This window comes from Flavobacterium agricola (assembly GCF_025919725.1).
Classification (GTDB): domain Bacteria; phylum Bacteroidota; class Bacteroidia; order Flavobacteriales; family Flavobacteriaceae; genus Flavobacterium; species Flavobacterium agricola.
Genome location: NZ_CP081495.1, coordinates 1,181,552 through 1,203,678 on the forward strand (window position 1 = coordinate 1,181,552; position 22,127 = coordinate 1,203,678).

The 22,127-nt window shown below is 32.5% G+C and carries 23 protein-coding genes and 1 pseudogene; 14 read left to right on the forward strand and 10 right to left on the reverse strand.

Features of this window, described 5'->3' with window-relative positions:
* Positions 1-10 precede the first annotated feature (10 nt).
* On the forward strand, positions 11-697 hold the full coding sequence (locus tag K5I29_RS05890) for a Crp/Fnr family transcriptional regulator (protein ID WP_264434976.1): 687 nt from the start codon (positions 11-13) through the stop codon (positions 695-697).
* A gap of 31 nt (positions 698-728) precedes the next feature.
* Here K5I29_RS05890 and K5I29_RS05895 read toward each other — a convergent pair whose 3' ends face one another.
* From K5I29_RS05895 to menD, 3 genes are all read right to left on the reverse strand, one after another.
* A complete protein-coding gene (locus K5I29_RS05895; RefSeq protein ID WP_264434977.1) occupies positions 729-1,556 on the reverse strand; it encodes a CvfB family protein in 828 nt (275 codons plus the stop codon).
* Positions 1,557-1,651: 95 nt separating this feature from the next.
* Entirely contained in the window at positions 1,652-1,996 is a 345-nt protein-coding gene (locus K5I29_RS05900) for a DUF2853 family protein (protein WP_264434978.1), read from the reverse strand.
* A 69-nt stretch (positions 1,997-2,065) separates the two neighbouring features.
* Complete coding sequence (gene menD, locus K5I29_RS05905) at positions 2,066-3,709, reverse strand: 2-succinyl-5-enolpyruvyl-6-hydroxy-3-cyclohexene-1-carboxylic-acid synthase (RefSeq protein ID WP_264434979.1); 1,644 nt, start codon at positions 3,707-3,709, stop codon at positions 2,066-2,068.
* A gap of 250 nt (positions 3,710-3,959) precedes the next feature.
* Here menD and K5I29_RS05910 point away from each other — a divergent pair, with 250 nt between their 5' ends.
* Positions 3,960-4,289 carry a GNAT family N-acetyltransferase gene (locus tag K5I29_RS05910; protein WP_264434980.1) on the forward strand — a complete coding sequence of 110 codons (330 nt, stop codon included), beginning with the start codon at positions 3,960-3,962 and terminating at the stop codon, positions 4,287-4,289.
* Positions 4,290-4,346: 57 nt separating this feature from the next.
* Here the strand turns inward: K5I29_RS05910 and K5I29_RS05915 are convergent, their stop codons facing one another.
* From K5I29_RS05915 to K5I29_RS05925, 3 genes are all read right to left on the reverse strand, one after another.
* Positions 4,347-4,928 (reverse strand): glutathione peroxidase, encoded by a 582-nt coding sequence (locus tag K5I29_RS05915; protein WP_317134302.1) that lies wholly within the window; start codon positions 4,926-4,928, stop codon positions 4,347-4,349.
* Positions 4,929-4,997: 69 nt separating this feature from the next.
* Entirely contained in the window at positions 4,998-8,207 is a 3,210-nt protein-coding gene (gene ccsA, locus K5I29_RS05920; protein WP_264434981.1) for a cytochrome c biogenesis protein CcsA, read from the reverse strand.
* Between the two features lie 191 nt (positions 8,208-8,398).
* Positions 8,399-9,622, reverse strand: coding sequence for an OprO/OprP family phosphate-selective porin (locus K5I29_RS05925; RefSeq protein ID WP_264434982.1), 1,224 nt, complete (start codon positions 9,620-9,622; stop codon positions 8,399-8,401).
* 97 nt (positions 9,623-9,719) lie between these two features.
* Here K5I29_RS05925 and prmA point away from each other — a divergent pair.
* From prmA to K5I29_RS05955, 6 genes and pseudogenes are all read left to right on the forward strand, one after another.
* Positions 9,720-10,555: pseudogene (gene prmA, locus K5I29_RS05930) on the forward strand (50S ribosomal protein L11 methyltransferase).
* 12 nt (positions 10,556-10,567) lie between these two features.
* Entirely contained in the window at positions 10,568-10,843 is a 276-nt protein-coding gene (locus tag K5I29_RS05935) for an ATP-dependent Clp protease adaptor ClpS (protein ID WP_264434983.1), read from the forward strand.
* A 343-nt stretch (positions 10,844-11,186) separates the two neighbouring features.
* Positions 11,187-11,735 (forward strand): DUF4199 domain-containing protein, encoded by a 549-nt coding sequence (locus tag K5I29_RS05940; protein ID WP_264434984.1) that lies wholly within the window; start codon positions 11,187-11,189, stop codon positions 11,733-11,735.
* A 1-nt stretch (position 11,736) separates the two neighbouring features.
* Complete coding sequence (locus tag K5I29_RS05945; RefSeq protein ID WP_264434985.1) at positions 11,737-12,183, forward strand: 2-dehydro-3-deoxyphosphooctonate aldolase; 447 nt, start codon at positions 11,737-11,739, stop codon at positions 12,181-12,183.
* A 67-nt stretch (positions 12,184-12,250) separates the two neighbouring features.
* Positions 12,251-13,069, forward strand: coding sequence for a 3-deoxy-8-phosphooctulonate synthase (kdsA, locus tag K5I29_RS05950; RefSeq protein ID WP_264434986.1), 819 nt, complete (start codon positions 12,251-12,253; stop codon positions 13,067-13,069).
* Between the two features lie 10 nt (positions 13,070-13,079).
* A complete protein-coding gene (locus K5I29_RS05955; protein WP_264434987.1) occupies positions 13,080-13,934 on the forward strand; it encodes a hypothetical protein in 855 nt (284 codons plus the stop codon).
* A 53-nt stretch (positions 13,935-13,987) separates the two neighbouring features.
* Here the strand turns inward: K5I29_RS05955 and K5I29_RS05960 are convergent, their stop codons facing one another.
* The 3 genes from K5I29_RS05960 to K5I29_RS05970 are packed head-to-tail and all read right to left on the reverse strand — an operon-like array spanning position 13,988 to position 15,797.
* A complete protein-coding gene (locus K5I29_RS05960; protein ID WP_264434988.1) occupies positions 13,988-14,527 on the reverse strand; it encodes a hypothetical protein in 540 nt (179 codons plus the stop codon).
* A 3-nt stretch (positions 14,528-14,530) separates the two neighbouring features.
* Positions 14,531-15,019, reverse strand: a complete 489-nt coding sequence (locus tag K5I29_RS05965) for a hydrolase (protein WP_264434989.1) — start codon at positions 15,017-15,019, stop codon at positions 14,531-14,533.
* Between the two features lie 13 nt (positions 15,020-15,032).
* Positions 15,033-15,797, reverse strand: a complete 765-nt coding sequence (locus K5I29_RS05970; protein WP_264434990.1) for an MBL fold metallo-hydrolase — start codon at positions 15,795-15,797, stop codon at positions 15,033-15,035.
* An 87-nt stretch (positions 15,798-15,884) separates the two neighbouring features.
* Between K5I29_RS05970 and K5I29_RS05975 the strand changes: the two genes are divergently transcribed.
* Positions 15,885-17,315, forward strand: coding sequence for a TonB-dependent receptor (locus K5I29_RS05975; RefSeq protein ID WP_264434991.1), 1,431 nt, complete (start codon positions 15,885-15,887; stop codon positions 17,313-17,315).
* A 33-nt stretch (positions 17,316-17,348) separates the two neighbouring features.
* Here K5I29_RS05975 and K5I29_RS05980 read toward each other — a convergent pair whose 3' ends face one another.
* Positions 17,349-18,008, reverse strand: a complete 660-nt coding sequence (locus K5I29_RS05980) for a DUF4294 domain-containing protein (protein WP_264434992.1) — start codon at positions 18,006-18,008, stop codon at positions 17,349-17,351.
* An 81-nt stretch (positions 18,009-18,089) separates the two neighbouring features.
* Between K5I29_RS05980 and K5I29_RS05985 the strand changes: the two genes are divergently transcribed.
* From K5I29_RS05985 to K5I29_RS06005, 5 genes are all read left to right on the forward strand, one after another.
* On the forward strand, positions 18,090-19,181 hold the full coding sequence (locus tag K5I29_RS05985) for a zinc-binding metallopeptidase family protein (RefSeq protein WP_264434993.1): 1,092 nt from the start codon (positions 18,090-18,092) through the stop codon (positions 19,179-19,181).
* A 126-nt stretch (positions 19,182-19,307) separates the two neighbouring features.
* The gene (locus tag K5I29_RS05990; RefSeq protein WP_264434994.1) at positions 19,308-19,868 is read left to right on the forward strand and encodes an RNA polymerase sigma factor; all 561 of its coding nucleotides are present in this window, start codon (positions 19,308-19,310) and stop codon (positions 19,866-19,868) included.
* Positions 19,852-20,355: a hypothetical protein gene (locus K5I29_RS05995; RefSeq protein ID WP_264434995.1), complete on the forward strand. Its 504-nt coding sequence runs from the start codon at positions 19,852-19,854 to the stop codon at positions 20,353-20,355. The genes K5I29_RS05990 and K5I29_RS05995 overlap by 17 nt, the downstream gene beginning before the upstream one ends.
* Positions 20,339-21,382: a hypothetical protein gene (locus K5I29_RS06000; protein WP_264434996.1), complete on the forward strand. Its 1,044-nt coding sequence runs from the start codon at positions 20,339-20,341 to the stop codon at positions 21,380-21,382. The genes K5I29_RS05995 and K5I29_RS06000 overlap by 17 nt, the downstream gene beginning before the upstream one ends.
* An 11-nt stretch (positions 21,383-21,393) precedes the next feature.
* A complete protein-coding gene (locus tag K5I29_RS06005) occupies positions 21,394-22,110 on the forward strand; it encodes a head GIN domain-containing protein (RefSeq protein ID WP_264434997.1) in 717 nt (238 codons plus the stop codon).
* Positions 22,111-22,127 lie beyond the last annotated feature (17 nt).

Sequence of the window (22,127 nt, forward strand, 5' to 3'; positions counted from 1 at the left end):
CAGAGAAATTATGGGAAACTGCCAACAATGTATCGTCAGACAATTTAGTTCCTTAAAAGCCTTAAACAAGGAGGAATTACTGCGTTTGGCTGCATGTAAAAGTTCGATGACCATAAAAAAGGGACAACCTATTTTTGAAGAAGGCGATACATCAACCGGAATTTATTGTATTAAAGAAGGAGTTTGTAAACTTTCTAAACTTAGCCCAACAGGTAAAGATCAGATTATAAAATTTATACGTCCGGGTGAATTACTAGGACAACGTTCTATGATTAGTGAAGAATCTGCCAATTTAAGCGCAGTAGCTGTTGAAGATATGGAAGTTTGCTTTATACCAAAATCAGAAATATTAAGCTTTTTTACACAAAACAATCAGTTTTCATTAAACGTTATGAAAGATATTTGTGCTGATTTAAAAGAAGCAGATGATTTGTCGGTTTCTATGGCTCAAAAATCAGTTAAAGAAAGATTAGCTGGTGCTTTGCTTTATTTAGAAGAAGTTTTTGATTGTGATTACGATGATACGCTACGCGTACAATTATCGCGCGAGGAATTAGCTGGAATGATTGGTACAGCAACAGAAAGCTGCATCCGTTTATTATCTGAATTTAACAAACAAGGTTTGATTGAAATTAAAGGCAAAAAAATTGCATTATTAGACAGAAAAGGGCTTGAAAAATTAGCCAATCAGAAATAAAAAAAAGCTATCCAAAATTGGATAGCTTTTTTTATACTAAATGAATACCTTGTTCAGATATGCTTATTAATTTTTGTTTGTAAAGTGCACCTACTGCCCTTTTAAAACTTTTTTTACTCATTTGTAAAACAGTTTTAATTTCTTCTGGATGCGAATCATCATTCAGCCCTAAAAAGCCTTTATTTGCTTTTAATTCGTTTAAAATAAATTCAGCATCAGGTTCTATAGCTTCTACGCCTATTTTTTTACGAGAAACATCAATTTTTCCGTCTGGTCGGATATTTTTAATAAAACCAATAATACGATCGCCGGTTCTTAAATCTTCAAAAACTTCGTTTTTATACATCAAGCCCTTGTACTTTTCATTAATAATAACATTAATTCCGGCTTCGGTAATGTGTGAAACGATTAAATCTACTTCTTCACCATTTTCTAACTCAATGTTATCATTGCTTAAAAATTTATTGGTACGGCTAGAAGCAACTAAACGTTTGGTTTTTTCGTCCATGTACATGTAAACCAAATAGCGCTTACCGTTTTGCATTGGGCGCGCTTGCTCTTTAAACGGAACAAACAAATCTTTTTCTAACCCCCAATCTAAAAAGGCACCAAATTGATTGGTATAATTAACTTTTAATAAAGCAAATTCGTTTAAATAAATATAAGGTTCTAAAGTTGTTGCAACCGGACGTTCTTCATGATCCAAGTAAACAAAAACTTCAATTTCAGCATCTAATTCGTATGTTTCGGGTACGTATTTGGTAGGTAATAACACGTCTTCGGTACCATTGGTTAAAAATAACCCAACATTAGTAGCACGTGCAATTCGTAATACGTTAAATTTACCTATTTCTATCATTTTAATATAAATTGGCTACAAAGTTACAATATAAAGTTATATAAAAAAGCACCCCAAGTTATAACTTGGGGTGCTTTTTTATAATTTGATGCGGATTATTTGTTGTAAACAGCTTCTTTTTTGAAATGTTTAGTTAATAAATAATATACAACCGCGCGGTATTTGTTTCTGTTTGATTTTCCGTATTGTTCAATCACAGCTTGAATGCCTTGATCTAATTTTGGAGAATCTTCTAATCCTAATTTTTTAATTAAGAAATTCTTTTTAACCGTTTCTAATTCGCTTTCAGAAGTTCCTGAAACCACAGACGAATCTGCATTGTAAATTGATGGTCCACAACCAATAGTAACTTTTGTTAATAAATCCATATCAACAGTAACGCCACATTTTTCTTTTAAATCCGAAGCGTATTTCTCAATTAATTCATCTCTTTTGCTCATAATTAGGACTTTATTTTTAATTAGTTATACTCAAATATAACAAAATATTAATATTGTTTTTAAAAAATATTAAGAAATTTTAAAATATTCCTTTAAAACCTTATCATTCACGGTTGTAGGCGTAAAAATCTCAATAATTTGTTTGGTTTCTGACTCAAAAAAAGCTTTTAATTTATCTAAATCTGCCAATTCAGAACAGGTTGTATATTGATATCCATACATTTGCGCTAAATGCTGAGCCGTTAACTTATGTTGGGTTTCAAAATACGTATTAAAAACTTCAGTTTCTTGATGCCCAGGTAAAATTCTGAAAATACCACCACCACCGTTATTCAAAACAATAATTTTAAAATTATTTGGGGTGTAGTTATTCCATAAAGCATTGCTGTCGTATAAAAAAGAAACATCGCCAGTAATTAAAACTGACTTTTTATTGCTTAGTACTGCTGCACCAATTGCGGTTGATGTACAACCGTCAATCCCACTGGTACCACGGTTGCAATAAACAGCAACATTTTGCGGATAATCAAACAATTGTGCGTAACGAATTGCCGAGCTGTTTGATACATGCAACAGCACGTTATCGGGCATATAAGTTGCAACGGCTTCAAAAACTTTTAAATCGCTGTAAGGAGCAGTTAAGGTAAATTTGCGTTGTTTGTTTCGTAAATCAGCATATATGCTTAAAATAGTTTGCTGGTATTTTGATACGACATTACGTTTAGAAATCCTATTAAAAAATTTGTCAGGCGTTATTTTTATATGTTTTGTTAATGCACCAAACGTATCGTAAGCACGTAACGGATCAATATGCCAATGTTCTTGCGGTTTGTATGTACGCAAAAACTTTTTAATGCGTTTAGAAACTACCATACCACCCAAAGTAATTAAAACATCGGGTTGTAATAATTTAAATTGTTCTTCGCTAAAAGTTGTAATTAACGAATCTATAGAACCGATAAAGTTTTTATTTTTTGCGTTTGATGTTACCTCGGTCATAACCACAACAGAGCTGTCTGAAGCTAAGTAATTTAAAACAGCATCAGATAAAACATTTGCATCTTGGACACCAATTAAAACTAATTTCTTTTTGGCAAAGGTCCATTTTGAATCAAGTTCTTCAAAATTTACTGCATCAACAGCAATGTTAAGGTTGGTTTGATTTATTGATGGATTTACAACCAATTCATCAACTACATCGTACAAAGGTTCTTCAAACGGAGCATTAATATGTACCGGCCCTTGGTTAGTAATTGCTTTGTTTATGGCTTGATTGATTAAAAAATCGTTTGCCACTGATGCATCTTCAGATAAATTTGCATTAAACAAGATGTGATTGTTGTAAACATTAGCTTGACGAATGGTTTGTCCGTCACCAATATCTATTTTTGAAGTTGGCCGATCGGCCGAAATAACAACTAAAGGAATTTGACTATAAAAAGCTTCGGCAACTGCCGGATAATAATTTAACAAGGCAGAACCTGAGGTACAAACCAAAGCTACAGGTTGCTTAAGTTGTTGAGCTAAACCAAGGCCAAAAAAGGCTGCACAACGCTCGTCAGCAATGCTAAAACATTTAAAAAACGGATCGCTAGCAAAACCAATGGTTAACGGTGCATTGCGGGAACCTGGAGAAATTACAATATGTTGTATGTTTTTTTTCTTACAAATGGTAAGAATACTTTGTGCTAAAGGAATTTTTGGATATTGCATAAACCAAATTTTATTACTTCAAATATACAAAACAATGCAGCCCTATTAAAGGAATTTACTACTTTTAAATTTAATTTATTTTTATGCAGCCCATTACAATTACTTCTGCCCTTTCACAGCATTTTGAAGAAATTTTAGAGATAATGAACTTTGAGATTTTAAATAAAACCTCGTTATACGATTACGATCCGAGAAGCTTACAAGATGTTATTCAGATTTACGATTCAAAAAAAGTAAAAACTTTCCGTTTTTGGTTGCTTTGCAAAACAACGAGGTGCTAGGTTACGCATATTACGACAGCTACAACCCAAAACAAGGTTATAAATACACGGTAGAACATTCTATTTATTTAAAGCCCGGAAACGAAGGAAAAGGATTAGGCAAGTTATTGATGCAAGCTTTAATTGATGCAGCTAAAAAACAACATATAAAAACCATGATTGCCTTAATTGATGAAGAAAATACCGGAAGCATTAAGTTTCATAAAAAATTTAATTTTACCACCGTTGGCGTGATGAAACAAGTTGGTTACAAATTTGATACCTGGTTAGATTGCCGCATCATGCAACTTATTTTCTAAAAAAACTCCCAACTCAAGTTTTTGAAGTTGGGAGAAATAAAAAAACAATGAAAATATTTATTGTTCGATCCAAGCAATAACTTCTGGATCGTCTGGCACAGTTCTAGGTCCGATTACTTTTTCTAGAAACCCATCTTTGTTAATCAGGTATTTCTGAAAGTTCCAAGTAACTTCACTATCTGAGTTGCCATTTAATTCTTTTTGAGTTAGGTACTCGTAAATCGGTGCCATATCAGATCCTTTAACAGAAATTTTTTCCATCATCGGAAAAGATACCCCATAATTTACGGCACAAAATTCAGCAATTTCTTCATTTGTACCTGGTTCTTGGCTCATAAAGTTATTTGCCGGAAAACCAACAATAACAAAATCAGAATCTTTATACTTTTGATAAATTTCTTCTAAAGCTTTGTATTGCGGTGTTAATCCGCATTTTGAAGCGGTATTTACAACCATAATTTTTTTGCCCTTTAAATCGGCAAAATCAAAAGTTTCTCCATCAATAGCAGTAACTTTATACTGATAAACTGGTTTTACATCCATTGTACTTCTTTGTTCTGCAGTTACAGTTTCTTTTATAGGGTTGGAACAAGCTAAAAAAGCCAATAAAGTTCCGATACCGGTAATAAATTTAATCATAAAACTTATTTTATTTTTAAAGATACAAATTTTAAAAGAAAATCCACAGCTTGGCTGTGGATTTCTATTTTATTTTTTAAAATATTTTTTGTGCTTAAAATAAGCTAAAGTTGATAAAACAACTAGAATAGCTACTGAGTAATAAATGAATGATGGGGTTACAACTTTATCTCCCGATGCATATGAATGCAATCCTGATAAATAGAAGTTTACTCCAAAATACGTCATTAAAATAACGTAGAAAGCAAAAATGCTCATTACATTAAAAATCCATTTACCTCGTAATGCTGGTACGAAACGCGCGTGAATTACAAACGCATAGGTCATAATACTAATTAAAGCCCAAGTTTCTTTCGGGTCCCAACCCCAATAACGCCCCCAACTTTCGTTAGCCCATTGCCCTCCTAAAAAGTTACCAATGGTAAGCATTACCAAACCTACAGTTAAGGCCATTTCATTAATATATGTGATTTCGGTAATATTCAGGTTTAGTCTGTTTTTGTTGTTTTCGTTTGTAAAAATCATTAACAACAACGAAACAATACCTAAAATCATGCCTAAAGCAAATGGTCCGTAACTACCTACAATAACCGCAACGTGAATCATTAACCAATATGAATTTAGTACGGCTTGTAAGTTTGCAATTTCAGGATCCATCCAATTCCAATGTGCTACCATTAAAATCATAGCAACCACAAATGCGGTTGAAGCAATGGTAAGCTGCGATTTACGCCCAAAAATTAATCCAAACAACATAGTTGCCCATGCTACGTAAATCATAGATTCGTACGCATCAGACCAAGGTGCGTGCCCCGAAATATACCAACGAGCAGCTAATCCTAAGGTATGAAGTACGAACAAAAATATAATTACACCGGTTAAAAGTTTAGCGGTAATGTTTAAGAATTTAGAATTCCAGAAAATTTTACAAATTACAACCACAAACATTAACAATCCGGCATATAAGTACCAAGAAAACAAGGTTCTGAAAACGTCGTAATCGTTATAGGTAATTTCGGCAGTAATTTTTTCTTCAGACGGGTAAATTTCTTTTCCGTATTTCTTTTGGAAGTTAATTAATCCGTTTAAATAATTATCGGCAGCTTTATAATCTTCCCCTTTAAAAGTTGCATCTAAAGAGGTTAAATATAAAGGAATTACGTTTTTAGTAAAAGTTGAATCAATTCCTGTAAATCCTGCTTCGTTTAATTCTGGATACGAAACCCATTTTTTATTTTCGTCATAAGGAATAGGAAAAACTTTTAAAATATAACCGCTTAATGCCAAATGCAATAAGTTTACTTTTCTATCAGCCTCAATAAAATCTTTTTGAAATTGATTAGGTACAGCAGCCATAAAAGCTTCTTCTAAATACGGTGCTAATTTGTAGTTACCACGGGCATCAAAAAAGTCAATTAAACGTGCGTATTTAGCACCTTTTTCTATTTCTAGAATTTTATGTAAGCTGTCATTTTCTTTCTTTAAATAAACAAAAGGAACTTGAAACCATAACTGCGGAAATTGCGTCATAGAAACAAAAACCTGATCTGAATTTAAGCTTTGGTATTTGTCTGATTTACTTACTTTACGTAATAATTCTGATGAAAAAGTATGAACAGGTTTCATACGACCACCTTCGTCTTGAATAACTAAACGCGCAAATTTTGCGGCGTGTTCTTCACTAATTTTTAAAGCATTAATTAATGAATCTATTTGTACGGTGTTAGGTAAACTTGGCGCTTGCGCAGGTTGCGTTGGTGAAACAACATGTTGATGATCTGCATCTGCCGGAACTGCATCTGGCGTTTGTGCCTGAACAGCAAAACCAGCAAATAATAAAGCAAGCGTTAACAAGCTTTTTTTCTTAGCTTCTAACTTTTTAAGCTTCCCTTTTAAATCCACAAAACGAGATCCTTTTAAAAATAAAATTAAAATCATAGAAACATATAAAAAGGCATAACCTACGTACGTAATGGTTGTACCCCACCAGTCGTGGTTTACAGATAAAATTGTTCCAGATTCATCTGGAAAAAAAGAAGCTTGAAAAAAGCGATATCCGCGATAGTCTAATACATTGTTCATGTAAATACGCGCATCAAACTTTTCGTTCATTTCGGTATCTGTAATAGTTACCTGACTTTCAAAACTTGAATAACTATTTTGAGTACCTGGATATTTTTCTGCAATAAATTTATTTAATGTTACATTAAACGGTGTTTCGTAAACTTTACTTCCAAAAAATAAAGTAAATTCTAAATCGCCTAATTTTATAGCAACAGGTTCTCCCATTTTGCCTTGATCACCAGAAAGCGAAACCAATTCTTCTTTACCTTGTGTTTTAACTTTTACCGTTAAAACGTCGTCGGTAATACCTGGGTTTTCTTTATAATCGTTATTTGTAGTTTTAACAATATTACCTTTTACGGGTAATTCTGGAATTACAAATTGATTGCCTGATAAATCGTATAAAGACCTGAAGCTTAATGTTTGTAATGAATCGGCATGTACGCGATCTTTAAACTGATCGGCCATGCGCATAAATTCACCTTCAAAAGGAGTTGAAATTTTAAAATCGTCGCCATCCATAATAATATTTACTGCGCCGTCTGTTTGCTTGTTGAAAGCATATAAAATATTATGAATATTTTGTACTTCACCTTCAACCAAGAAATGTTCGTGACGTTCACCCCCCGAAGATTCTACCAATTTTAAATGGTATTTACCATTTTCGTCTGCTACCACATTTTCTGTAGCATTCATGATAAAATCAACATATTCAATTTCAAAAGGAATTCCGTTAAAATCACCTTTTAAAGTAAAATCGTTGGTTGTAACGGGCGAAAGTAAAATGCCTTTTTCAAATTGGCGTCTTCTAATATCTCCGTTATAATCGCCGTCAACCAAAGCGGTTAAATACGTTTTATCAGAGAAAATTTGATTTACGGTTTCGCCTTCTTTAATAGGCATCATCCCTTCGAAAGAAATATATCTGGTTACAAACGCACCTACTAAAATAAAAATAAAGGATAAATGCACAATCAAGGTTGCCCATTTCTCCTTTTTATATAGTTGATAACGTTTAATATTTCCGAAAAAATTGATAAGAAAAATTCCCATTATAGCTTCGAACCACCAAGCATTATAAATAAGAATTCGGGCTGTTGTTGTATTATAGCGGTCTTCTATAAAGGTACCTACCCCCATTGCCACAGAAAACACAACAAACAAAATAGCCATTAATCGAGTTGAGAACAAAAAAGAAAAGAGTTTTTTATCCATGAGATGGAACTTGTTTTTTAGTTTACTGAATTTCACAAAAATACTCAAATCTTTAAAGAACCAAGCTATTTTAACGAATAATTATGTAGATATTATTTACAAAAATCTTATTTTTTAAAGTAGAAAAAATAAAAGCAACCATTTAAAATTAAATAGTTGCTTTTTTGCATTTTTTATAAAGTAATTATTGCTTAAATTCCAATTTCTATTTGAAAACGTACATACCAATCATCTCCTTTTTTAGGCACCATATAATCGCGCTGGTTGTAACTTACTTCGCCCTGAAGTTTAAAAGCGTGTTCCCAAATGTATTTGGTTAAACCAATGGTATATTGTTTGGCATCCGGTTCGTATTGTGCAATTTGCTTGTTTACATTTTGCCATGAATATCGACCAATTAACTCAAAATGATTAGCAAACGTATAACTTGCCTGATAATCCATTCCTTGTCCACCAAAAACAAAACTAATTTGCGAAGGATCTAACGGATTATGCGTTACATAACTGCTATTGGTTGTAGTACGATTCATGTAAGCTACCATAACCGCCCAATTTTGGTATTTAAAAACAAAATCGCCAAAAATATTTTGCAAATTTCGAGGCTGAAACAATTCGGCTCCGTATTGCCCACTAGATCGAACCGCTTGGTTGTTTTTATGGTAAACTGCCGATAAATAAATTTTGGGTTTATTTTCGTAAACAATTGCTCCTTCAAAATTGGTTCCATCATTTTTAAAAGCTCCTAAAGGAAAAAACTCAACCTTTCCGGTATAAGCCAAACCGGTATCGTTTGTTTTAGTCCAATTTCGTCCTTCTCCAGAACTAATAGCTCCGCGAACCGCGTAAGAAAACTTATCGTATTCCATTTTGTTATAATTGGTCTGAAAACCAAAATCACGATCAATATTAAACTTAGCATTGTTTATAGAACGATCAGTTAATTGCAAGGCGCCAGACGAATTTACACGTTGACGGTTACCAGGTAATTTTGTTTGTCCTAATCCAAACGTCCAATTCTGGTTTGGGCGATAAAAAATCATCGCATCGCGAATAATGTTTACATTTTCTCCTTCTTCAATTGTACCTACATCGTTAGCTGCGAATGATAATTGAATGGCGTACAAAAAACGTGGATCTCCTACATAACCATCAAAACGCAAACGCAAACGTCTAATCATTCCTTCAATCACAGGCTTTTCATCCGGATTTTCGTACTCGTAATATGTTACTCGGTTTTGCATTCTAAAACGAATGTTAAGCTGAAAAATACTATCTGCCGAGGTAATTCCTAATCCTTTACCATAGCTATAATAAGGTAAAGATTCTAAACGCAAGCTGTTATTTTTATCAAACTTTACTTGCCCAAAGGCAATAGCGCTACAGAAAAGGATAAATAATATAAATATTTTTTTCATTTGTAAGTTAGGTGTGTGTTGTTAAAAAAATTTATCAAAACTAAATCTAAACCGAATAAATAACAAGTATAAATAGTACATTTGTAAAAAAATAAAAATGCAAAATACATATATTGGTTATCACTTTACAGTTGAACCAAGAGAATTGGGTAGCGAAATTTTAATTGCCGAGTTAGGTGAATTGGCTTTTGATAGTTTTGAGGAAACTGAAAATGGCGTTTCTGCATATGTTTTAAAAGAATTTTGGACCGAAAATATTTTAGACGACGTTTACATTTTAAATAACGATGAATTTAAAATTTCGTATACGTTTGAAGAAATTGAAACCGTAAACTGGAATGAAGAATGGGAAAAAAACTTTCAACCTATTGATGTAGATGGTATTTGCCAAGTTCGCGCTCCGTTTCATGAATCTACCAATGCAAAATTCGAAATTGTTATTGAACCTAAAATGAGCTTTGGTACAGGGCATCATGAAACTACACACATGATGATTCAGCATTTATTAGAAACCGATGTTACCAATCTAAAAACCTTAGATATGGGATGCGGAACAGCAATTTTAGCAATTTTAGCAGAAAAAAAGGTGCACAACCAATTGATGCCATTGATATAGACAATTGGTGTTATTTAAACTCGATTGAAAATGCCGAACGCAATAACTGTCAACACATTAGCGTTTACGAAGGCGACGCATCATTATTAAATCAAGGTCAAAAATACGATTTAATTATTGCCAATATTAATCGCAACATTTTATTAAATGACATGCACAGCTATGTAAATTGTTTAAATAAAAACGGAATTTTGCTTTTAAGCGGATTTTACACCGAAGATTTTGATGCTATTAACGCTTGCTGCGAAGCTTTAGGTTTACAATTTGACAAAAAATTAGAGCGCAACAATTGGTTATCTTTAAAATATAAATATTAATTGATTTTAGATATGAGTTATAAAGAAGAAGTTTTAGAAGAAGTAAGCATTAAAGATCTTTTAAGCGATAGCTATGAAATTATTCTTTTTAATGACGATCACAACACGTTTGATCACGTAATTAAAACTTTAATAAAAGTTTGTAAGCACGACAACCTACAAGCCGAACAATGTGCCCTATTAGTACATTACACCGGTAAATGTGGCGTAAAAACCGGATCTAGAAAAGAACTAGAACCATTATGTAGTAAATTATTAGACGCCGACTTAACGGTAGAAATACAATAAAAATTAAAAAGGTTTAGCTTGCGCTAAACCTTTTCTTTTTTAAAGAAAGCTCCCTTTCTTTAACCATTAAACTCACTAATTTAAAGTGTCACGAAAAATTCACTACTACTACTCCCTCAAACCTATTAAAAATTACATAGAAATCAAAACTTAATATCAAAATTTTAAAAAAAAACTTAATTTTTAAATTATTATCACAAATTTTAACACAACAAAAAAGATAAATCTACATAAATCAGATTTTGTAATAAAATTGCGATAAAATCAATTAAATACTTATCTAAACAATCTGTTTTTATTCCAAATAATTTGCAGTATTTTTGTATCAAACCTTAATAAAACCATGAATAAATTTTCGATTCTAATAAAATGGGCTATTCGTTTCACATTTGTAGCCATTTTATGGACCTATTTAGAAAAACTTTTAGGCTATCATGATGATAAAATAAGTAGCTTATTTTCCTTCGGATTAATTTTTGGAATTGTATATTTTATTACCTATTACTTAACCCTTGCAGAAATTTATTCTAAAGTTTATAACAATAAAATCACCTACAAAAGCGCTTTTATTAATTTAGCAGCCCTTTCTATTTTAATTGCTTTTTTAAGTCCGTTTCCGCATATGGTTATGGAGAATTATATTTCACCCGATTTCTATAACAATGCCATGGCAATGTACGAGGGCAAATCAGAAGATGCGATTGCAAATGCACAACAATTTTACAGCATAACAAGCCGTGTTGTTAACGGAATTCAAAATGCATTATCAATTGGTATCTTATTTGCTGCAATTATGCCGTTGTTTTTTATTAATAGAAAAGATAAAAATGTTACAACACCAGAACCAGCTAAAAAAGTAAAACGCAAGTACCAATCAACCAAAAAAATGTAACATGATTAAAAATGCTATTTACCTTTTATTTTCATTTTTTATTATAGGATGCGTTTCAACCAAAAGCACCTTAAAAAATGTTGATTATAAGGCAACCAAACCTAAAATTGAAAAAGGTAAATACGTAATTACCGAATATGCTAACGATCCTAAATACGGGTATAACAAAGAGTATCCAATAAACATTGGGTTTGCTAACCTGCACTCGGAAGAATATTTTGTAAAGCTTTTTTTTAACGGACTTACCAATCCTGAAGGTGATATTTTTAGTTACGAAAAGATAGAAACTTGTTGCCCGTTTCCGTCTAACCATAACAAAATGGGCGTAGGTTTGTTGCATAAATACCGCGTAACATTTAACAACGGCACAACCAAAGATTTATATATTAATTTATACGAAAAAGGAGAAATTTTATGCCCAAACGGATTTAAAATTTTAGCCAATTAAGCTAACAAATATCAATAAAATTTCTTTTTTTAAACGTAAATTTGCAAAACCTATAATTTAGTACTACATGAATTTAAATTCTATTCCACAAATAAAACATACAGACAGCGGTAACTTTTTTTTACTAGCTGGTCCTTGTGCCATTGAAGGCGAAGAAATGGCATTTAAAATTGCCGAACGTATAGTAACCATTACGAATGATTTAAAAATTCCTTTCGTATTTAAAGGTTCATTTAAAAAAGCCAACCGATCTAGAATTGATAGCTTTACTGGTATTGGTGATGAAAAAGCTTTACAAATTTTACAAAAAGTTTCTAAAGAATTTGGTGTTCCAACCGTAACCGATATTCACGAAGTAAACGATGCACATTTAGCAGCTCAATATGTTGATGTGTTACAAATTCCGGCTTTTTTAGTACGTCAAACCGATTTAGTAGTTGCAGCAGCAAATACAGGTAAAGTAGTAAATCTAAAAAAAGGACAATTTATGAGCCCAGAAAGCATGAAACATGCTGTACAAAAGGTTTTAGATTGCAACAACCCAAATGTTATGGTTACCGATCGCGGAACCATGTTTGGCTACCAAGATATGATTGTTGATTTTAGAGGAATTCCGACAATGCAACAACAAGCTACAACGGTTTTAGATGTAACTCACTCGTTACAACAACCCAACCAAACTATCGGAGTTACAGGCGGGCGCCCAGATATGATAGAAACCATTGCTAAAGCAGGAATTGCTGTTGGCGTTGATGGTATTTTTATTGAAACCCATTTTGATCCAGCAAACGCAAAATCAGACGGTGCAAACATGTTGCATTTAGATTATTTTGAAGATTTAATGAAAAAATTAGTCGCTATTAGACAAACAGTAAATAACTTTTAATATTTAGATAATGAAATTCAATTTAAAAATAGTTGCCCTAACTATTTTAACCACGTTAAGTTCTTTAACAGCTCTAGCCCAAATTGAAGTAACCGATAGCCCACAACGTTATACGGCTAATAACAAAGGTAAGTTTTATATTTATTGGGGTGGTAACAGAGGTTATTATTCTAAATCTGATATTACCTTTAGAGGAGAAGGACATCAATTTACCTTACACGATGTACCTGCTTTTGATAAACCAAAAGGTTGGCATATAGATTATATTAACCCAACTAAAATGACCATTCCGCAAACAAACTTGCGTGTAGGTTATTTTATTTCTAATAAATATAACGTTTCGCTAGGGGTTGACCACATGAAATATGTAATGCCTCAAAACCGTGCGGTTGATATTACAGGTACATATCCTGGAGCAGGATCGTACGGGGAGCTTTTACCAAACGGACAAGTTATGTTAACCGAAGAGTTTTTAACTTTTGAACATACGGACGGATTAAATTACGTAAATGCAGAAATTAATCGTGTAGATGATATTTCTAAATTATTCGGAATTAATAATACAGATGTAATTCAAGTTAATACAACTTATGGTCTTGGCGCCGGTGTTTTATACCCCAAAACCAACGCTCAGTTTTTATCTAAAGAAAGACATGATGCATTTCACGTTTCAGGTTGGGGAGCATCTGCAAAAGTTGGTTTAAACATTACGTTTTTAAAACACTTTTTTGTTCAGGTTGAAGCCAAAGGCGGATATATTAACATGCCAAACATTTACATTACAGAAGATAATTCTTGGAAAGCAAAACAAGATTTTAACTTTATACAAATTCCATTAGTTTTTGGTGGTATATTTAGATTATAAAACAAAAAACTCGAGCAAATGCTCGAGCTTTTTATTTTATATAACTTTATTATTTATTGTGTAATAATTGCATCAGACGGATCGTATTCTAAACTACCATCAATCTGTTTTTCAACAGCGGTTGGCGAAACGTATTTTACAATATTATTTTCACTTAAACGATAACCGTTTGTAGTTTGCAATTGCCAATTTTCAAAAACATACAAACCGTCACTTGTTTGCTGCATAACTAAAGATTGGGGTAAAGCATTTAAAAAAACCTCTGCCTTTGTTTTATCACTATTAAATAACAAATAGGCATTAACTTTTGCTAAATCAACCTCATCATCATCCTCAGCAATTTCTCTTGCATTTGCAGGTACTAAGCGTAAACCGCGTTCAAAAATACGGATGCAGCTATCATCAATTTCTGACCAACGATATCCGGCAGATGCAACACAATCGTTAGCATCGTTATCAGGACCTAAAATTATATTTTCAATCCCTTCGGTATCTGTTGTTTTATTTTTTGATTTGGGTTTTAAAATGTAATCACAAGCTACTAAACTGCTTGCTAAAAACATTCCTCCAAAAAACAATAAACTTTTTCTCATAAATTAAATTTGATACAACACAGAATTAATCACTTCAAAATCAAAAGTTTTGTCGTCATTAATAAAATATTTTAACAAAACGGAACCTCTGGCCTGGCCTGCATAAAAATCGGCAATTATCCAACGGTGATTTAAAACCTTAACCTTTGTAATTAAAGATTTTTCTCCATTTATTGGGTGGTAAACCACGTACGGATTTCCGGTTGGCGTTTCGTCATTTTTTTTAATTAACACATCGCGAATAGCAATTTCTAAAGCTTGTACTTGGTTTGCTTCTAAATTAATTTCACGTTGCGCATCCACATCGTAAGCTAAAGAAAATGCTTCAATTTCTAATGCTTGCGTAGCCAACGAATCTTTTAACACATCTATTTTATGATGTGCTTTTGTAATATCTGCATCTTTAGATTCTATTATTTTGCTCGCGTTAACATAGATAAAAATGTTAACTACTAACGAGAAAATAAATAGGTATAAAAAAGTTTGCTTCATAGTAAATATAAGGTTAAATATTTATTTCTAGGTTATCATAAGCTAAAAAAACATGTTTTGGCAAGCTGGCTTGCACCTCATCATGAAAACCTAACAAATGACTTATGTGTGTTATATACGCTTTTTTGGGCTTAATTTGTTTTATAAATTGTAAAGCTTCGTCTAAATTAAAATGGGTTTGATGTGGTGTAGTTCGCAAGGCATTTATAACCAAAACATCCAAATTTTGTAATTTTTGTTGTTCTGCATCGCTAACAAATTTCACATCTGTTAAATAGGCAAAGTTATCTATTTTAAATCCAAAAATGGGCAATGTTCCGTGTAAAACACGAATGGGCTCAATTTTAATAGTATTTATTTCAAACGTTTCATTTTCATGAATAAGATGCGTTTGCACTGCTGGTGCACCAGGATAACGATTTTCAGTTTCAAAAACATAATCAAACCTATTTTGTAAATTACTTAAAACACGCGGTTCAACGTAAATTGGCATTGGTCCTTGTTTAAAGTTAAAAGGACGAATATCGTCTAAACCAGCCGTATGATCGGCATGTTCGTGCGTAAACAAAATAGCATCTAATTTTTGGCAATTGGCTTGCAACATTTGTTGCCTAAAATCGGGGCCGCAATCTATTGCTAAAGCTGTGTTGTTTTGTTTAATTAATATGGAGGTGCGCAAGCGCTTATCTTTAAAATTAGGGCTTAAACAAACAGGATGATCGCTTCCAATAACTGGAATTCCCTGAGAAGTACCCGTACCTAGAAAATAGATCTTCAAACTTATTTTTTTAATATGTAAAATATTTATGCTAATTTAGGTATTACAGAAATACTAACAAACAACACGCCTACAATTTATTAACTTATGGAAATTAAATTAGCTGGAGATAGAGAAATTGAAACGCTTTTATCCTTTAATGATAAAGCTTTAAAGGTAAATTTAAACAACAACATTTACGGAACCTTTTCTGAAATTGGCGCAGGGCAAGAAACGGTTCGTCATTTTTTTAGAGCTGGCGGATCATCTAAAACCATTGCCAAAGCAATGTCGGCTTATGATAAAGATTTTTCAGATTCTATTTACGGTGAAGAAGCGTACAAAAGATACGTAACCGAAGGCCGTTTGCGTAAAATGTTAGTACACGAAAAAAAGCTAATTGAAGAGCGTTTAGATAGAAAAAAACATCCTGAAAAATTATTTTTTAGTTTTGCTAACACTGTGGCAACTATTGATTTTGAGAAGAAAAACAAAGGCCACGGTTGGGTTGGAATTACTTTTCAGTTAGATCCAAACGAAGCGTACAACGAAATTATTTTGCACATTAACTTTTTAGAAAACGATTCTAAACTACAACAAGAAACCTTAGGTAATTTAGGCGTTAACTTAATTTACGGTGCTTTTTATTATCATAAAAATCCGTTGCAGCTGTTAAAATCTTTGTACGATCATATCGAAAAAGATCAGATAGAAATTGATACCATTAACTTTTCGGGACCACAATTTAAAGATGTTGACAACCGATTAATGAGTTTGTATTTGGTTAAAAATGGCATGACGCAAGCCGTAATTTTTAATTCTAAAGGACATAATGTTTTTCCGGCTGATTTACTTTATGGTAAAAATATTTTAGCGCTACGCGGAAGTTTTAGACCGGTAACCAAAGTTAACATGAGCATGTTAAGCAATTCGTGGCAAAAATTTATTAGTACCGATCCGAATATTACCGAACAAAATTCGCAAGTAATTTTTGAAATTACCTTATCTAATTTATTGGCAGAAGGAGCAATTAACGAACAAGATTTTTTAGATCGTGCCGATTTGTTGTGCGCATTAGGGCAAACGGTTATGATTTCTAACTTTCCGGAATATTATAAGTTGATTAATTACTTCACGTCATTTCCAATTAAAAAAATTGGTTTAGCCATTGGTGTTCCGAGTTTGCACGAAATATTTGAAGAAAAATTTTATACCAATTTAAGCGGTGGAGTATTAGAAGCTATTGGTAAAATTTATTATAAAAATCTAGATATTTTATTATATCCGATGCTTGATGAAAAAAACAATGAAATTGTAAATTCTAAAACATTTAAATTAAGCCCTAAAACACAAGCGTTATATAATTTATTTTTAGATGGAAATAGAATTATTGATGTAGAAAATTACGATGTAGAAGATTTAAAAATTAAATCGAGAAAAGTACTAAGAATGATTCGAAACAACGAATCCGGATGGGAAAATATGTTGCCAGAAGGAATTGCAACCATTATAAAAAACAAACAATTATTTACCAGATAATATATAGAAAACCATGTTTTAAACGTGGTTTTTTTATTTTTCTACCTCCAGCCTATTGTGCCAAACCTGAGTTAAATCGTCAAAATCAATCGGTAGTGCAGCTTCTTGACGCGGCAAACGACGGGTTTTAAACTTTTCTTGCAAAATAGTTTCAATATAAAAATCTTCAATATCCTCGTACGGTAAATATTCTTTTTTTAAATTCAAATCAAAAACCTTTGCGGTGTTGTTAGACCAAAAAGCGCTCCACCCCGATTTTAAATTTTTAACCAAATCAAAAGTTGTTTCACCCGTTTGTCGATGAATAAGTTTAATTAATATTTGTCCGTCTTGGCGTGATAGCTTTTTTAAGCGCGGTTTAAATTCATCTTCTAAATATTTTTCAACCAACTTAAAATATTTTTTCTGATCACGGCTCGATTCTAAAACTTCCAAATTTTGGTTTAATTCCTTTAGGTTATCGGCAGCAGCTTTAGCGTACGGATATACGCGTAAAATTCTATTTTCTAAACGACGCAGTTTCATTAACTCCGTTTCTTCGGTTTTGTACTTCCCGATAACCAACTCATTCAACTGATAATTAAGCACAACAGAATCTTCCACCTGTTTAACAGGCAGATTAGTTTGTATGTTTATCTGTGCAAACATTGGCATCGATGCAAAAAAGAATGTAATACCAATTGTTGTTTTCATAATCGTCATTGTATTTCAAAAATACAAAATCTAAAATAATTATGAATTGTTTTTAGTATTTTTACTTAAAATTATACATAAATGGAAAATACGATATTAAATAAAACAGCAGTTGATTTTTTAACTCAATATTTAAACAATGCATCGCCAACAGGCTACGAAAGTGCAGGACAAAAATTATGGTTAAACTACCTTGCTCCGTATGTTGATACAACTTATACTGATACGTACGGAACAGTAGTTGGCGTAATTAATCCGGATGCACCATATAAAGTTGTTATTGAAGGGCACGCTGATGAAATTTCTTGGTACGTAAATTACATTTCTGAAGACGGATTAATTTATGTTATTCGTAATGGCGGTTCTGACCAAATTATTGCTCCGTCTAAACGCGTAAATATTCATACCAAAAATGGCATTGTAAAAGGTGTTTTTGGCTGGCCAGCTATTCATACCCGTTTACGTGGTAAAACGGTTGAGGATGCACCAAAAATTGAAACTATTTTTATTGATTGTGGATGCGAAACAAAAGCCGAAGTTGAAGCGCTTGGCGTACATGTTGGCTGCGTAATTACGTACCCTGACGGTTTTGAAATTTTAAATGATAGTAAATTTGTTTGCCGTGCTATTGATAACCGAATGGGCGGATTTATGATTGCTCAAGTTGCGCGTTTGTTAAAAGAAAATGGTAAAAAATTGCCGTTTGGTTTGTACATTGTTAATTCGGTTCAAGAAGAAATTGGTTTACGTGGTGCCCAAATGATTGCTCATAATATTAAACCTAATGTTGCTATTGTAACCGACGTTTGCCACGATACAACAACGCCAATGATTGATAAAAAAATTGAAGGCGATTTAAAAATTGGTAAAGGTCCGGTAATTGCTTATGCACCAGCTGTACAAAATAATTTACGTGAATTAATTATTGATACAGCGGTAGAAAAAGAAATTCCGTTTCAACGTACTGCCCTATCTTCACAAACCGGAACAGATACAGATGCGTTTGCTTATTCTAACTCAGGCGTTGCATCAGCTTTAATATCTTTACCGCTGCGTTACATGCATACCACGGTAGAAATGGTTCATAAAGAAGATGTAGAAAATACCATTCAATTGATTTATGAAACCTTACTTAAAATAGAAAACAACGAAACTTTTTCGTACTTTAAATAACCACAAAACACCAAACTTTGTTTGGTGTTTTTTTTTACTCTAAAAATTTTATCAAAAAAAATCTAACAAACTGTAACATTTAAAAAACTAACTTGTCTTTATATAAAACAACCCGAAACATAAGCTATGAATCCAGACGAGAATATTAGCTTACTAATTGAACAATGCAAACAGCAAAACACCGCAGCACAATTTGAAATTTATAAAAAATTCTACAAAAACATGTTTAATACGGCTGTTAGAATTTTAAATAATAAAGAAGAAGCCGAAGATGTAATGCAAGAAAGCTTTTTAAAGGCATTTGCCGAATTGGATTCGCTTAACAATCCTAAAGCTTTTGCTGGCTGGTTAAAACAATTAGTAATTAGATCGTGTTTAAACGCAATTCAGAAAAATAAAAAATGGACGTTTACTGATTTTGAAGAAAATCTGAACGAAACAACCGAATCTGTTTTTGATTTTGAACAGCTAAGCGAAAACACCGAACAAAAAATTAAAATTAATAATGCCTTGCAAAGCATTAAACCCAATTATCGGGTTGCTATTACCTTGCATTTTATTGAAGGTTTTGATTTAGACGAAATGTGCAGCATTTTAAACATTACCAATGGCAATTGCCGCACCTTATTATCTCGAGCTAAAACGGCATTACGAACCAAAATTGTAGCACATGAACAAGTTATATAAAACAACAGAAGATTGGGATTTTTTAGAACCCAACAACGGGCATGAAATGCGCTTTATAAAAAAGCTAGAAGCACAAGCTAAACCTGTAAAAAAAATAAAATACAACGCGTACATAAGTTGGGCAGCTGTTTTAGTTCTAAGCATTTGCTTTGGTATATATTACGTACAAAATCAACCAGTACAAAATCAAAATTCATCTACTCAAAATTATTACAGCAATCAAATTGCTTTACAAATACATACGCTTAAAGAACTTGAAACACCTTTAACCAAACCAATAATCAATGATGCCATTCAGGAAATTAATAAGCTGGAAGCCGATTATAATAAATTAGAAAAAGAACGTAAAGCAAAAGGCAGTAACGAGCAATTACTTAATGCCATGATCGTAAACTTACAAACCAGAATAGATTTTCTACAACGAGTTCAATCACAAATCAATCAAATCAACGAATTAAAAAAATCAAGTAATGAAAACATCCTTTAAACTTTTAGCCTTGCTAATTTGTTTCGTACAATTTAGTTTGGCACATGCCAATCCGTTTACGTATCCTACAAAAAGCAAAACGATTACTAAAGAATTTGCTGTAAGTAAAGATGCTGCAATGGAGGTAAAAAACAGATACGGAAATGTAACCGTAATTCTGTGGGACGAAAGCAAAATTGCGTACGAAGTACAAATTAAAGTTGGTGCCAAAAACGACAAATTAACCAACGAACTTTTAAACGACATTTCGGTAAACTTTACCACTTTAGGTAACGGGGTAATGGCCGAAACTATAATTCCGAAATCAACTAGCGGAAACCGTGAAATTGAAGTAAATTATACCATAAAAATTCCACGCAACGCTCATGCAAAGGTTGAACAGAAATATGGTAACGTTTTAATTCCTGAATTAAACGGTAAATTAAACTTAACCTGCCATTATGGTAGCTTTACGTTGGGTAAAATAAACAGCCAGCATAACGATTTTGATTTGGCTTATGTTAGCAATGCAAAAGCTGCTTTTATAAATTATGCTACATTTAATGTACGTTATTCAACTTTAAGCCTAGATAAAATTAATTATTTGGTAGCTAAAGGCAATTACAACACTTTTAAAATGGAAAATGTTGGCACCTTTAATTTTGAAACCAATTACAGCAATTTAAGTGCAAACAAAGTTCAAAAGCTTGAAATTTCTGGTAATTATTTACGTTTAAATTTTGACGAAGTTGGGGTTTCATCTATTGTAAAATCAAGTTATACCACCATGAAGCAACAAATTACGGCACAAACCGAATTTGTACAATACAAAGGCAATTATGCTACGCTTACCATTAATAACATAAAACCGCAGTTTAATTTTGATATTTTTGGATCGTATTTAAGTTTAAAGTCAAATATGGATTTGAATTATACTACGCAAATAACCAAAGGCAATTCTCGTCATTATACCGGAGCAACAGCAAACGGTAAAGGTTTAAAAATTAATATTGAAAGCAACTACGGAACCGTAAACTTAAACAACTAAAAAATTATATTATGAATAAAATAGCAGTATTAATTTGCTTATTTATAAGCATATCTACAAGCGCAATTGCACAGAAAAAAATTAACGGAAACGGACAAGTGCAAACCGAAACACGTAAAACTAATGCTTACGAAAGCATTAAATTAATTGGCTCATCAAACGTTACCTTAGTTCATGGTACCGTTGGCGAATTAACCGTTACTGCAGAATCGAATATTTTAAATTATTTAGAAACTTATGTTGAAAACAACGAATTAGTTATTCGATTAAAACCCAATCACAATTTCAACACAACCAAAGGTGTGCAAGTTGTAGTTCCGGCTCAAAAAATTAGTCAAGTTACGTTAACCGGATCGGGAAAAATAGCAACTAAAAATACCACATTGCAAGCTAAAAAAATAAATCTTAGCTTGAGCGGATCTGGTGATATGGAACTAGCTATTGAAGCAGAAGCAGTGCAAGCACAAGTTAACGGATCGGGCGATATGGCTTTAAACGGAAAAACCCAAGACTTAAACGCAGCAGTAAAAGGCAGTGGAGATATTGATGCTAGTAAATTAAAAGCTGCAACTGCAAAATTAGAAGTTTTTGGATCGGGCGATATAAAAGCACAAGCCAATAACGAAGTAAATGCAGCAATAATTGGTTCGGGCGATATTCATGTTACCGGAAAACCACAAAAAGTAAATCAAAATGTAAAAGGCAGCGGTAGCGTTGTAGTAAAATAAAAAAAGCGGTTTAAAAC

Coding starts and splice junctions, on each gene's coding strand:
- K5I29_RS05890 (WP_264434976.1), top strand. CDS start 11: ATGGGAAACTGCCAACAATGTATCGTCAGACAATTTAGTTCCTTAAAA.
- K5I29_RS05900 (WP_264434978.1), bottom strand. CDS start 1,996: ATGAGCAAAAGAGATGAATTAATTGAGAAATACGCTTCGGATTTAAAA.
- K5I29_RS05955 (WP_264434987.1), top strand. CDS start 13,080: ATGAAATTCAATTTAAAAATAGTTGCCCTAACTATTTTAACCACGTTA.
- K5I29_RS05935 (WP_264434983.1), top strand. CDS start 10,568: ATGAGTTATAAAGAAGAAGTTTTAGAAGAAGTAAGCATTAAAGATCTT.
- K5I29_RS05895 (WP_264434977.1), bottom strand. CDS start 1,556: ATGATAGAAATAGGTAAATTTAACGTATTACGAATTGCACGTGCTACT.
- K5I29_RS06005 (WP_264434997.1), top strand. CDS start 21,394: ATGAATAAAATAGCAGTATTAATTTGCTTATTTATAAGCATATCTACA.
- K5I29_RS05960 (WP_264434988.1), bottom strand. CDS start 14,527: ATGAGAAAAAGTTTATTGTTTTTTGGAGGAATGTTTTTAGCAAGCAGT.
- K5I29_RS05995 (WP_264434995.1), top strand. CDS start 19,852: ATGAACAAGTTATATAAAACAACAGAAGATTGGGATTTTTTAGAACCC.
- K5I29_RS05940 (WP_264434984.1), top strand. CDS start 11,187: ATGAATAAATTTTCGATTCTAATAAAATGGGCTATTCGTTTCACATTT.
- K5I29_RS05915 (WP_317134302.1), bottom strand. CDS start 4,928: ATGATTAAATTTATTACCGGTATCGGAACTTTATTGGCTTTTTTAGCT.
- K5I29_RS05980 (WP_264434992.1), bottom strand. CDS start 18,008: ATGAAAACAACAATTGGTATTACATTCTTTTTTGCATCGATGCCAATG.
- menD (WP_264434979.1), bottom strand. CDS start 3,709: ATGCAATATCCAAAAATTCCTTTAGCACAAAGTATTCTTACCATTTGT.
- K5I29_RS05925 (WP_264434982.1), bottom strand. CDS start 9,622: ATGAAAAAAATATTTATATTATTTATCCTTTTCTGTAGCGCTATTGCC.
- K5I29_RS05965 (WP_264434989.1), bottom strand. CDS start 15,019: ATGAAGCAAACTTTTTTATACCTATTTATTTTCTCGTTAGTAGTTAAC.
- K5I29_RS05985 (WP_264434993.1), top strand. CDS start 18,090: ATGGAAAATACGATATTAAATAAAACAGCAGTTGATTTTTTAACTCAA.
- kdsA (WP_264434986.1), top strand. CDS start 12,251: ATGAATTTAAATTCTATTCCACAAATAAAACATACAGACAGCGGTAAC.
- K5I29_RS05945 (WP_264434985.1), top strand. CDS start 11,737: ATGATTAAAAATGCTATTTACCTTTTATTTTCATTTTTTATTATAGGA.
- K5I29_RS06000 (WP_264434996.1), top strand. CDS start 20,339: ATGAAAACATCCTTTAAACTTTTAGCCTTGCTAATTTGTTTCGTACAA.
- K5I29_RS05975 (WP_264434991.1), top strand. CDS start 15,885: ATGGAAATTAAATTAGCTGGAGATAGAGAAATTGAAACGCTTTTATCC.
- ccsA (WP_264434981.1), bottom strand. CDS start 8,207: ATGGATAAAAAACTCTTTTCTTTTTTGTTCTCAACTCGATTAATGGCT.
- K5I29_RS05990 (WP_264434994.1), top strand. CDS start 19,308: ATGAATCCAGACGAGAATATTAGCTTACTAATTGAACAATGCAAACAG.